Raw genomic sequence first — 11,879 nt, forward strand, 5'->3', positions numbered from 1 at the left:
CCGGGCCGTACCGCCTGCGTCGGCGCGCCGGGGCGCGCTCACGCGTCCGATCCGCCGGACCCGGAGCCGCCCAAGCCGGAGCCCGAGCCGTTCGAGTCACCGGAACCGCCGCTGCCGCCGTGCATGCCCGCGTAGATCTCCTTGCACGCGGGGCACACCGGGAACCGGCTGGGATCGCGCGTGGGGAGCCAGATCTTGCCGCACAGCGCGATGACCGGCTCGCCCGACATCGCCGAGGAGAGGATGCGGTCCTTCGGCACGTAGTGCGCGTAGCGCTCGTTGTCGCCCGGCTGCGTGGCGTGCCGCGTCTCGGTGCGCTCGAGGGTGCCGGTGGAGCCCTGCGTGGCCGGACCCGAGGGACCCTCGGGAGCTCCGGGGGTGCTCGGCGGCAGGGGCTCACTCATGGTCCCGAGTGTACGGGGACCCTCCGACGCGATGGGTCCCGGCGGCCTCCCGAACCACCCGCCCACCGCCGCACCGGGCGACCGCAGGACCGTCGGCCCTGATCAGTGGCGATCAGTGCTTCGGCCACGACCGGATCGTGGTGAGAAGTCGCACAGCTCGCCGGTCGAGCAGCCGCCCGCCCCACCGCAGCCCGTGGAACGCGACCACCACCCCCGTCGCCGCGCCGAGCGCCAGCGTCAGCCACGCCCAGGCGGTCCCGGCCGCGAACACCGGGATCAGCGTCAGCGCCGTCGGGAGGACGATGACGCCGAGCACCGCGAACGACCCCAGCTGGGCCACGAACGTCGCCCCCATCGCCCCGGTCTGGTTCGCCATCGGATTCGATCCGGGGGGCGCGGCCGGATAGGGCACCGCGGCGCTGAACACCGCCGAGACCCCGGTCCCCGTGCCGAGCAGCGCGAGCGAGAGCCCGAGGACCGCGGGCAGCAGCTCGGCGCGGCCGCCGACGACCGGCAGCACCACGCTCAGCAGGACCGTCAGCGGCGCGAGCCAGATCAGGACCGCCAGCGCCCTGCCCCACCGGTCGTCGATCCCGCGGACGTCCGAGGCGACGTGCAGCCAGAACGCCGTGGAGTCGTAGGCGACGTCGTCGTGCACCGCCCACGCCCCGATCCACGCCACGAGCGGTCCGACGGCGAGCACGGCCCACCCGAGCGCGACCCCGCGGTCGAGACCCGTGTCCTGGTTCGAGATCAGGAACGCCATCATGATCGGGAGCACCGGCAGGACCAGGATCGACAGCGCCTGCGTGAGGTAGCGCGGGTCACCGCGCCAGTACCGCAGGGACCGCGCGGCCACGGCCGCCGCGCCCGGGCTCACGCCACGCGCCACGAGCCGCGCCACGAACGGGAGCCGCGTGCTCCGCGTCCCGCCCGACGGCCCGCCGGAGCCGACCGTCGTCATCGTGCGCACCAGCAGCCGCTGGTAGAGCGGCAGCGCCAGCGCGATCGTCGCCAGCACGATCGCCAGCCGCGCGACGGCGAGAACCCCCTCGCCCGCGGCGACGTCGGCCGGGATCGCCCACGGTGCGCCGAACGGCGTCCACGCGAGCACCCCCGCCACGGCGTCGTAGGACAGACCGCCCAGGTCGACGCTCTGGAGGAAGGACGGCGTCAGCGCCAGCACGAGCACGAGCACCCCGGCCACGAGCCCGGCCAGATCGCGACCGCGGCGGCCGCGCATGGCGCCGGACGCCGCCGTCGTGGTGACGCGGGCGAGCAGGAAGCACAGCAGCGCCCCCAGCACGCCGCAGACGATCGCCACCAGGACCGTCACCACGCTGGTGGCGGTCCCGGACGTGCTGAGCCAGGCGAACGCCGACCCCACGGACAGCAGCACGGTCACGACGCCGGGGATCGAGACCGCCCCGGCGAGCAGGAGTCCGACGGCGAACCGCCGGCTCGGCGCGAGGTAGACCGCGAACCGCTGCGGGTCGAGCGTGCTGTCCAGGCCGAACGCGAGCACGGGCACGACGGCCCACCCGAGCACCATGACCGAGCCGGCCAGCACCAGCGCGGTGCTGCGGACGCCGTCGTCGACGACGTTGAGCGCGGCCATCCCGGCGACGCCGAGCGCGAGCAGCCCCAGCCCGTAGACCACACCGACGACGAGCAGGACGATGCGCCACTTCTCGCGCAGCAGCGTGTTGCGCAGGAGGGCGAACCTCAGTCGCGCGAGGGTCGCAACCACGGCAGACCTCCCATCGCCTCGGTCGCGCCGACGAGCTGCGCGAACCGGGCCTCGAGGTTTCCGCCGCCGACCTCGTCGATCGTGCCGGAGGCCACGAGAGCCCCGTCGTTGATGACGGCGACGTGCGTGCACAGGCGCTCGACGAGCTCCATCACGTGGCTCGAGAGCACGACGGTGCCGCCGTTGGCCACGAAGTCGCCGAGCAGGCCGCGGATGTGGGCCGCGGAGACGGGGTCGACGGACTCGAACGGCTCGTCGAGCACGAGCACGCTGGGCGCGTGCACCATCGCGGTCGCGAGGCCGATCTTCTTCGTCATGCCGGCCGAGTAGTCGGCGACCAGCTTGCCCGCGTCGTCCTGGAGCCCGAGGACGCCCAGCAGGTCGTCGGTGCGCTGCGTCACGACGGCGGGGTCCATCCCCCGCAGCAGGCCCGCGTAGGTCACGAGCTCGGCACCCGTGAGCCGGTCGAAGAGGCGGAAGCCGTCGGGCAGGATGCCGAGCTGCCTCTTGGCGGTGTGCGGGTCGCGCCACACGTCGACGCCGTGCACGTAGGCGGTCCCGGCGTCGGGGGCGAGGAGGCCCGTGGCCATGCTCAGGGTGGTCGTCTTGCCCGCACCGTTGGGGCCGACGATGCCGAAGTAGGAGCCGGCGGGGATCGAGAGCTCGAACTGCTGCACGGCGACCTTGGCGCCGAACCGTTTGAACAGGCCCCACGTGCGCAGGGCGGGCGGGATCGGATCGGGGGTGGCGGCTGCTGCGACGTCCATGCCTCCACCCTCGCAGAGGCGCCGCTCCCCCGCCTCAGCCACGAGACGGAGAGGCGGACCCGTCCGGGTACGACGAGAGGACGGGTCCTGCCGGGTGGCAGGGTCCCGTCCTCTCGGATCCTCTCGCCGCGGGTCAGCGCCCGCAGCGGGGTGGGATCACTTGCCGACGGCGGCCTTCAGCGTGCTTCCCGCGGAGAGCTTGACGCCGTAGCCGGCGGGGATCGAGATCTCCTCGCCCGTGCGCGGGTTGCGGCCCGTGCGGGCGGCGCGCTCGACGCGCTCGGCCGAGAGCAGGCCGGTCACCTTGACGGCCTCGCCCTTGCCGAGGTTCTCGATGAGAACCTCCTGGAAGGCGGCGAGCGCGTCGTCGGCCTGCTTCTTGGTCAGGGACGCCTTGTCGGCGATGGCGGCAACGAGGTCAGTGCGGTTAACGGTCACAGGTTTCCCCTTCTCATCTCGCGCGCACCGTGCGCGCTTTCGGGTGGAGACACTACGCGCTCTGCGCGCAGAATCCGCACGAACACGCCGTTTTCTCGATTGGCCACCCGGGCGGACGGCGTGGTAGCCCGCGACCGTGACCTCGCCGTGACCTTCACGCAACACTCAACCCGCAGGGCTGTGACCTGCAACGACGCGTACGGAGGGCGACAGCGGGTGGCGCGTGCCGCGCGGGGTCGCCGAGACGGCGGAATGTCGGCCGATCCCGCGGCGTGTCACGTGCTGGACGGGTGCCCCTCGCGGGGTGCGGGCGTCTCGCCGTCCTTGGACGGCGACGCCGCACCCGGGGCCGGGGCGACCAGCTTCAGCCCGACCACGCACCCCACGATCCCGACCAGGAGGAGGACCTTGACGACGGAGGCGGACTCCATACCCGTGAGCATCGCCCACGTCACCGTCAGGGCGGCCCCGACCCCGACCCACACGGCGTAGGCCGTACCCATCGGGATGGCGCGCATCGCCGTCGCGAGACCGATCATCGACAGCGTGAGGGCGAGGGCGAACACGACGGTCGGCCCCACCTGCGAGAAGCCCTGCGAGAGGCCGAGCGCGGTGGCCCAGACGGCCTCGAGCACGGCGCTGACGAGCAGGATCGTCCAGGCGCGACGCGCGGTCATCAGGCCACCACCTTCAGGCCGACGACGCACATCACGAGACCGAGCAGGAGCAGCACCCGCGCGCGGGTGATGCGCTCGGCGCCGGTGATCATGCTCCAGACGACGGCGAGCAGGGCCCCGATCCCGACCCAGACCGCGTAGGCGGTGCCGACGGGGATGGCGGTCATGGCGTGCGCGAGGCCGGCCATCGACAGGGCGAGGGCGACGACGAAGATCGCGGACGGGACGGGTCGGCGGAACCGCTGGGACGCGGCGAGGGCCGCGGCCCACACGGCTTCGAGGACACCGGAGACGACGAGGATCGGCCAGTGCAGCTGGAGGCCGTCGAGGCTGGACAGGGCGGACGGGTCGGACATGACGTTCCTTCGCTGGCCGTCTTGTCCTGTGCGGGTACAGCTCCCTCGTCCGCTCGCGCATCCGTGCGCTGGTTCCAGCCTCCCACAGCGGCGACGCGCGGGCCAGGGGGCGTCGCCGAGCGCCGACGGAGCGGTGGCGCGTCCTGACCGGGTCGCACCACCGCCGTCCGACGAGGGTGAACCTACTCCTCGCGGCCGCCGCCCGCGCGACAATCGACGCATGAGCATCGATCTGACCCCCGAGGGGTTCACCTTCGTCACCGACCGCCACCTCGCCACGCTGTCGACGATGGGCCCCGGTGGCCTCATCCACACCGTCGCCGTGGGGTTCACGTGGCACGACGGCGTCGTGCGCGTCATCACGCGCGACGGGAGCCAGAAGGTGCGCAACATCGAGCGCGACGGCCTGGCCACCGTGGGTCAGGTCGCCGGACCGCAGTGGCTGAGCCTCGCGGGGCGCGCCACGGTCACGCGCGACCCCGACGCGATCGCCCGTGCCGTGGAGCTCTACGCGGGGCGCTACCGGCAGCCGCAGCCCAACCCGCTGCGCGTGGCGATCGAGCTGGTGCCCGAGCGCGTGCTCGGTTCGGCGGGGCTGATCGCGGCGTCCTGAGTCGGCGCACCGGGCGTCCCGCGGCGGCAGGCGGCAGGCGGCAGGCGGCAGGCGGCGGAGCCCGGACAGCACGAAGGCCCGCCCCCCGAGGGGGACGGGCCTTCGTGCTCGATCACGGGGTGGAGGTGGCGGGAATCGAACCCGCGTCCGACGGTGTGGAACCAGGACTTCTCCGAGTGCAGTCAGCTGCTGTTCTGCTCGGCCCCGGCTGTGTCGCTGACAACCAGCCGACGGGCCCAGTCAACTAGAAGTCCCCGCAGCCCCGTTGACGAAGGCTACGAGCAGTGGCTCTCTTGGTGACGCCAGCAACTCGGTCGAGAGCACCCCGAGACTGACGGACTTCTACTCTTGCTCAGGCGGCGAGAGAGAAGTCGGTGCGCTTGGAATCGGCACCTGTGGTTTTGCGCGGATCGTTAACGAGATAACCGTGCGTCCTCGACTCGCTTCCCCTGGTTGAACGGCCGTCGTCGAAACCGTTCACCCCCGTGTTCTGTTGTCAAGCACTCGTGCGTCTCCATGCTACCGGTGCAGCGCCGCGGGGCGCACCATTATTCCGCGCCGTCACGCCTGAGCGGCCGGCGAACCCTCGGCCAGCGCCGCCTCGACCAGCGGCCGCACCTGCGTCCCGAGGCGTTCGATCGCCCGGAGCTGCTCGACCTGCGGCACGCCGGCGACGTCCATCTGGAAGATCTGGCGCGTGTGTCCGACGGCGCGGTGCGTCCGCACGATCTTGGCCGCCACCTCCTGCGGGCTCCCGACGGCGTAGGCGCCGTCGGGGGCGGCCGTCGCGTCGAACGTGATGCGGTTGGGCGCCGCGAACCCGCGCTCGCGCGAGATCGCGGTCATGCTGCGGTGCCAGTAGGGGTAGAACGTCTCGCGCGCCGAGCCCGAGTCCTCCCCCACGAAGCCGAAGCCCGACAGCGTCACCGCGGGCTGCGCCGTCGGGAAGGCCGCGCGGGCGCGGAACTCGCGCCGGTACAGGTCGGCGAGCGGCGCGAACTGCGCCGGGCGGCCGCCGATGATCGCGTAGTTGATGGGCAGCCCCAGCAGCGCGGCGCGCACCGAGGACTGCGGGTTGCCGCCGGTGGCGACAGCGACGTTGAGGTGGCGGCCACGCCCGGCCACGTCGGCGGGACGCGGGAGCACGACGGCGTCGGTCAGATCGGGGCGGAAGCGCCCGCGCCAGGTGATCGCCTCGTCGAGCGCACCGGCGTCGTCGAGCGCGAGCAGCAGCACGACCTTCTCGTCGTACAGGTCGTCGTAGTCCTCGAGCTCGGCACCGAACAGCGGGTAGGACTCGATGAACGAGCCGCGGCCGGCGAGCAGCTCGGCGCGACCGCCCGAGAACGCGTCCATCGTGGCGAACTGCTGGTAGACCCGCACGGGGTCCTCGGTCGACAGGACCGTGACGGCGCTGCCGACGTGGATCCGGCTCGTCTGCGCGAGCGCGGCCGATATCACCGTCGCCGGCGAGGAGACGGCGTACTCGGGGCGGTGGTGCTCCCCGATGCCGACGTAGTCCAGGCCGACCTCCTCGGCGAGCCGGACGCGCTCCAGCACGTGGCGCAGCGTCACCGCCGCGTCGTCGCCGTCGCTGATGTCACCGAACGTGTAGATCCCGAGCTCCATGTCTATTCGAACGCATGGAGCCCGGGACCCATTCCCTACTTCGAGCGGCGGTTGTCCAGCAGGAGCGACAGGCCGGCGCCCAGCATGAAGACGTCCTTGGCCACGCCGACGCCGTCCGGCGTCGGGCGGACGCCGTCGTGGGTCAGGCCGGGAGTCTTGTGATACATCCACAGCAGCGCGCCGGAGAACGCGGTGAGGCCGAGGCCGGCGACCAGGCGAGGCACGAACGGCAGCAGGAGGGCGGCGCCGAGCGCCGTCTCACCGACGGCGAGCAGCTTGCCGAACTCCTCCGGCTTCATGTCCTTCAGCTGCGGGAACGCGTTCGCGGCCATCGCCTGCAGGCCGGCGGCGGACTCGGCGTCCAGCGACAGCTTGCCGATGCCGGAGTTGAGGATGAACGCGCCGGTGGTGGCGCGGAGGGGAAGACGGTGCAGGGCGGCGGACACGGAGGCCTCCTGGAGCTCGGGGACGATGCGCGTTCCAGCCTACGTCCGCCTCCCGCGCCCCCCGCGAAGCGGTCCTCGCTACCAGCCGCCCCCGCCACCGCCGCCGGCACCGCCGCCGACCGACGGCGTGTAGCCGCTCCCGCCGCCCGTCGACGCCGCCACCGTCGTGGTCGCCGCGAACCCGGCCGTGACCTGCCCGATCGAGCTCGAGAAGCCTCCGGAGGACCACAGCCCCAGGTAGAGCGGGCTCGCGGGGGTCAGGTACCAGTCCGGCTGCGTCAGCTCGCCGCGGTCGAGCGCCCCGGCGAACGCCTGCGTCCAGCGCTCCTCGAGCTGCAGCGCGACGGCGTAGGGCAGGTAGGCCTCGAAGACGCTCGGGACGAGTCGCTCGCGCCCCTGCGGCCACGCGGGCTCGTCCGACGTGACGTCGCGCAGGTACCGCTCGAACGCGTGCGCCTCGCGCGTCAGCTCGCTGCCGCGCGCGGTGCGCGAGGGCATGACCGAGGAGAAGCCCATCGTCACGACGCCGAGCGCGGCGACCGCGAGACCGACGAGCCCCCAGCCGATCGTCAGCGCCAGCACGACGGCGGCGACCAGGCCGGCCACGATCAGGCCGAGACCGCCCAGCAGCCACCGGTTGCGCACCCGCCGCGGGCTGCCGGCGAACCAGCCGTGGGTCGTCACGGCGTCGTCCAACCCGATCTGGGCGGCCGCGATCGCCTTGGCGATCTCGGTCGAGCGCGTGCTGACCCGCACGGTGTCGCGGCGCTCGCCGAAGATCCCGTCGACGAGGGCGCGCTCGTAGTCGCGCAGGTCGTGCGGGCCCTGGACCCTGATGAGCTCGAAGTCGAGGTCCTCGGGGTCGACCGGTTCGGGCTCGTCCGTCGTCGGGCCGGGCTCGGGGTCCTCGTCGTCCTCCTCGGGCACGACCTCGATGTGCAGGACCCCGCGCACGGCGAGGTCGAGCAGCACGGCGACGACGTCGTGCGTCTGCGCCCGCTCGTCGATGAGGGTGCCGAACTCCCCCGGCGGCACGTCGGCCGGCGGCTCGGTCGCGAAGCCCTCGGGCAGGTCGCTCGAGACGACCCCCGTGCCGGCACCGACGGCGGTCACGGCGTCGTCGTCACGACGGCGATGACGCACCAGCAGGAGCGCGCCGACGCCTCCGACCAGCGCCGCACCCCCGACCGCGCCGGTCGCGGGCGTCACGCCGAAGGTGTTGCCGAACGTGCGTCGCGGCGCGTAGGCGACCGCGGCGTCGGGGAACGTGCCGGTCGGGTACAGCGCCGCCACGGTGAGACCCTGGCCCGGTTCGAGCCGGTCCTGCGTCACCGTGGCCCCGCCGCCGGGATCGCCGGTCGCGGCGGACCGGGCGCACGGCGTCGTCGATCGCACGCCGCCCGCGACGCACTCCAGGGACGTCGCCTCCCCCGGTGCCACGATCGTCACGGAGACGTTCTCCATCGGCACCTCCCACCCGAGCCCGACGGCGTTCCACACGATCGAGTCCGTCGCGTCGGCGCCCTCGGCCGGCGTCGCGAGGGAGTCGAGCCGATAGCTGACGGTGTAGCTCTGCACGCCGCCGATCTCCACGTCCTCGTCGCCCACGCGGACGACGACGCCGCCGTCCTCGCGCTCGACAAGGAGGTCGGTCGGGGCTCCGGTGCTGCTGGTGACGGCGATGTCGCCGACCTCGGTGACGCGGTAGCGGTCGGGGTCGCCCTCGATCTCCTGCCGCTCGACGAGCGAGAGGTAGGGACCGTGCGCGTCGTCGTCGGGACCGAAGTCGAAGTCGAGGTCGATCGTGACCTGCGCGCCACCGTCGGCGGCCACCTCGGCCACCACCGCGTAGCGCGTGATGGTCCAGTCGTCCTCGTCCGCCTGGGCGGCGGTGGCCACCCCGGTCGTCAGCAGGAGCGTGGCCCCGGCGGTCGCGAGCAGTCGTCGGATCGGCGTTCTCACGTCGGGGGCTCCAAGGGGTCGGGTGTCAGGCGATCTCGCGCTGGCGGATGGCTCGCGTGGCCTCGCGCATGTCCTGCTTCTCGCGCAGGGTCTGGCGCTTGTCGTACTCCTTCTTGCCGCGCGCGAGGGCGATCTCGACCTTGGCGTGGCTGCCGAGGAAGTACAGCTCCAGCGGGACGATGGTGAAACCCTTCTCACCGATCTTGCCCGCGAGCTTGTCGATCTCGAGGCGGTGCAGCAGCAGCTTCCGCTTGCGGCGCGGCGCGTGGTTGGTCCAGGTGCCCTCGGCGTACTCGGCGATGTGCACACCCTCGAGCCAGGCCTCGCCGCGGTCGATCAGCACGAAGCCGTCCACGAGCGAGGCTCGGCCGGCGCGCAGCGACTTCACCTCGGTGCCGGTCAGCGCGATGCCCGCCTCGTACGTGGCGTCGATGTGGTAGTCGTAGCGCGCCTTCTTGTTGCGGGCGACGACGACCTTGGCCGGACGGTCGGCCCTGGCGGCGGCCGCGCGCTCGGCTCGCTCGGCGTTCTTCATCCGGGACATGGTCACCCAGCCTAGTCGCGGCCCCGCGAGGGGTCACGTGCTTTGCGCGGCGAGCGGAGCGGGCTCCGGGCTCAGGAGGTCGGCGCGCCCGAGGTCCCGTCGATCCCGGAGATCCGGCCCCGGTCGTCGAACGTGATCGTGAAGGCGCCGTCGGGCAGGACCAGGTGCGTGCCGTCCCAGCCCAGGTCGCGCAGGGTCGCGTAGCTGGCCAGGGCGCGGCGGTGGTCGGTGACCACGCCGGCCTGGAGCACCTCGGGCAGCAGCCGGCCGACGCGTGAGAACGTCGCGGGCGGCAGGGTCAGGCCCTCGAGCAGCATCCAGACGCGGGTGCCGCCGGAGACCGCGCCGGAGTAGGTGAACCAGATGCCTGACGCGACGGCGGCGGCGCGCGCCAGATCCGCCGACACGGCGTAGCCGGGCGCCACCTCGCGCTGGGCGGTCTCGCCGTCCGCGGCGTCGAAGGGCACCTCACCCGAGGTGAGCTCGGGGATGCCGTAGGTCTCCCCCAGGGTGCGGGCCGCCGTCGCCGCGCGCAGCACGCCCTCGGAGTAGCCCGACGGGTTCGCCCACCCCCAGAGCCACGACCGTGGGCCGGGGGCCGCCGACCCGAGGAGCTGCACGGGGTAGGTGGCGCTCGCCTCGCCGTCGAACGTGAACGTCCCCTCGGCCAGGTCCACGCCCCAGCGGGCGTCGGAGCCGTGGAGGTCCGTGAGGTGGAGCTGCGCCTCGTGGGAGAGGAACGCGGCGTCGTCGACGAGGGCGGTCAGACCGGGGGAACGCATCGCTTCACCTCTGCGGATCGGGGACGGACGTCAGTTGGTGCGGTTCCAGCCCGGAAGGGACTCCGGGTTGATCGGGGTGCCGTTGCGCCACGTCTCGACGTGCACGTGGCAGCCGGTGACGGCGCCGGTCATCCCGGTGTAGCCGAGCGTCTGCCCCTGCGAGATCGACTGGCCGTTGCTGACCGCGAACCGCGAGAGGTGGTTGTAGACGGTGACCCAGGAGTCGCCGTTGATGACGCCATGGTCGACGAGGACCTGGTTGCCGTGCGTGCCGTTGCCGCGTGCGGGACGAACGCCGACGACGGTGCCGTTCGCGGCGGAGACCTGGGGGTTGCCGCACGCGGAGCGGATGTCCGTCCCGTTGTGCATGTAGCGCCCGCCGTTGATCGGGTAGGTGCGCATGCCGAACGGCGAGGTGACGTGGAACGGCGAGGGCACGGGTGGGATCAGGCCGGCGCCGCCGCCCGATGCCGGGGGCGCCGGTGCCGGGGCGGGCGCGGGAGCCGGCGCCGGAGCACCGCCGCCGGAGCCGCGGTTGGCCTCGGCAGCCGCCTGACGCTCCCGCTCCGCCTGGGCGGCGGCCGCAGCCGCGGCCGCGGCGGCCTCGTCGGCCTTGCGCTTCTCCTCGGCCTGGCGCGCACGCTCGGCGGCCTGCGCGGCGAAGATCGCCTGGATCTCGGCGTCGAGGTTCGCGTTGTCGGTCGCGATCTGCTCCTGCTGCACCGCGATCGTGTCCTGGTAGGTCTCGAGCTCGGCCTGCTTGGCCGTCTCCTGCGTCTGCAGCGTGTCGAGGTCGTTGCGGCGGTCCTGCGCGGCGTCGCGGGCCTCGTCCGCGGCGACGACGGCCTCGTCCGCCTCGACCTTGAGCTCACCGATGCGGACGTTGACGGCGTCGAGGCGCGACTGCGAGTTGCGCTGCGTGGCGGCCGTCGTCTCGAGCTCGTCCAGCACGTCGGTCTGCGACCGCATGGCGGAGTTGACGGCCGAGGTGCGGGTGGCGAACTCCTCGGGGCTGCCGGCGTCGAACACCACGCGCAGCGCGGTCAGGCCGTCGCCGCCGCGGTAGGTGGACCGGGCGAGCTCGCCGATCCCGTCCTCGGTGCTGGCGATCTTGGCCTGCGACTCCTCGACCTCGCCCGTCAGCGTGGTGGCCTCGGTCTCGGCGACCGTGAGGCGGTCGTCGACGGAGGTCTGGTGGCGCTCGGCCGCGGCGAGGTCCTCCACCGCCTGGTCAACCTCCGCCTGCGCGATCGGGATCTCGTTGGCGATGCGGGTCAGCTCGAGGTAGACGGTCTGCAGCGACGCGTCCGTCCCCTCCATCTCCGAGGACAGGCGCTCCTGCTCGCTCTCGTTCGCCTGGCGCTGGCTCTGCAGCTCCTCGAGCGTGTCGGCCTGCGCGATGCCGCCGACGAGCAGAACGGCGCCGGCGAGCACGGCCGCGAGAGCAGCTCGGGTGCGGTTGCGGGACCGGTGACCGGCGAGGGGGGTGCGGGAGGACATCGGGGCGAACC

At 73.0% G+C, this 11,879-nt stretch carries 13 protein-coding genes and 1 other RNA gene; 1 reads left to right on the forward strand and 13 read right to left on the reverse strand.

Annotated features, from left to right (window positions below; all coding sequences use genetic code 11):
- Positions 1-38: 38 nt before the first annotated feature.
- The 6 genes from SERN_RS01320 to SERN_RS01345 form a co-directional block, all read right to left on the reverse strand.
- Positions 39-404, reverse strand: coding sequence for a DUF3039 domain-containing protein (locus tag SERN_RS01320; protein ID WP_135848330.1), 366 nt, complete (start codon positions 402-404; stop codon positions 39-41).
- 112 nt (positions 405-516) lie between these two features.
- Positions 517-2,154: a hypothetical protein gene (locus SERN_RS01325; RefSeq protein ID WP_135848331.1), complete on the reverse strand. Its 1,638-nt coding sequence runs from the start codon at positions 2,152-2,154 to the stop codon at positions 517-519.
- Positions 2,130-2,921 (reverse strand): ABC transporter ATP-binding protein, encoded by a 792-nt coding sequence (locus tag SERN_RS01330; protein ID WP_135848332.1) that lies wholly within the window; start codon positions 2,919-2,921, stop codon positions 2,130-2,132. Before SERN_RS01330 ends, SERN_RS01325 begins: the two co-directional genes overlap by 25 nt.
- A gap of 156 nt (positions 2,922-3,077) precedes the next feature.
- Positions 3,078-3,359 (reverse strand): HU family DNA-binding protein, encoded by a 282-nt coding sequence (locus SERN_RS01335; RefSeq protein ID WP_135848333.1) that lies wholly within the window; start codon positions 3,357-3,359, stop codon positions 3,078-3,080.
- Positions 3,360-3,634: 275 nt separating this feature from the next.
- Positions 3,635-4,036, reverse strand: a complete 402-nt coding sequence (locus SERN_RS01340) for a DMT family transporter (protein ID WP_135848334.1) — start codon at positions 4,034-4,036, stop codon at positions 3,635-3,637.
- Entirely contained in the window at positions 4,036-4,350 is a 315-nt protein-coding gene (locus tag SERN_RS01345) for a DMT family transporter (RefSeq protein WP_135848951.1), read from the reverse strand. The genes SERN_RS01340 and SERN_RS01345 overlap by 1 nt, the downstream gene beginning before the upstream one ends.
- Positions 4,351-4,612: 262 nt before the next feature.
- Between SERN_RS01345 and SERN_RS01350 the strand changes: the two genes are divergently transcribed.
- Positions 4,613-5,005 (forward strand): TIGR03618 family F420-dependent PPOX class oxidoreductase, encoded by a 393-nt coding sequence (locus SERN_RS01350; RefSeq protein WP_135848335.1) that lies wholly within the window; start codon positions 4,613-4,615, stop codon positions 5,003-5,005.
- Between the two features lie 117 nt (positions 5,006-5,122).
- On the opposite strand, the gene ssrA is transcribed toward SERN_RS01350, so the two are convergent.
- The 7 genes from ssrA to SERN_RS01385 all read right to left on the reverse strand — a co-directional run bounded on the left by ssrA (position 5,123) and on the right by SERN_RS01385 (position 11,868).
- Positions 5,123-5,490: a transfer-messenger RNA gene (ssrA, locus tag SERN_RS01355) on the reverse strand.
- A gap of 76 nt (positions 5,491-5,566) precedes the next feature.
- Positions 5,567-6,634, reverse strand: coding sequence for an LLM class flavin-dependent oxidoreductase (locus SERN_RS01360; protein WP_135848336.1), 1,068 nt, complete (start codon positions 6,632-6,634; stop codon positions 5,567-5,569).
- 35 nt (positions 6,635-6,669) lie between these two features.
- A complete protein-coding gene (locus SERN_RS01365; protein WP_135848337.1) occupies positions 6,670-7,080 on the reverse strand; it encodes a DoxX family membrane protein in 411 nt (136 codons plus the stop codon).
- A 78-nt stretch (positions 7,081-7,158) separates the two neighbouring features.
- The gene (locus SERN_RS01370) at positions 7,159-9,042 is read right to left on the reverse strand and encodes a DUF2207 domain-containing protein (RefSeq protein WP_135848338.1); all 1,884 of its coding nucleotides are present in this window, start codon (positions 9,040-9,042) and stop codon (positions 7,159-7,161) included.
- A gap of 25 nt (positions 9,043-9,067) precedes the next feature.
- Positions 9,068-9,586 carry an SsrA-binding protein SmpB gene (gene smpB / locus SERN_RS01375; protein WP_135848339.1) on the reverse strand — a complete coding sequence of 173 codons (519 nt, stop codon included), beginning with the start codon at positions 9,584-9,586 and terminating at the stop codon, positions 9,068-9,070.
- Positions 9,587-9,657: 71 nt separating this feature from the next.
- Positions 9,658-10,368: a DUF6882 domain-containing protein gene (locus SERN_RS01380; RefSeq protein ID WP_135848340.1), complete on the reverse strand. Its 711-nt coding sequence runs from the start codon at positions 10,366-10,368 to the stop codon at positions 9,658-9,660.
- Between the two features lie 30 nt (positions 10,369-10,398).
- Positions 10,399-11,868, reverse strand: coding sequence for a M23 family metallopeptidase (locus SERN_RS01385; protein WP_135848341.1), 1,470 nt, complete (start codon positions 11,866-11,868; stop codon positions 10,399-10,401).
- Positions 11,869-11,879: the final 11 nt, after the last annotated feature.

Origin of the sequence: Serinibacter arcticus, from assembly GCF_004786095.1 — a bacterium.
Classification (GTDB): Bacteria; Actinomycetota; Actinomycetes; order Actinomycetales; family Beutenbergiaceae; genus Litorihabitans; species Litorihabitans arcticus.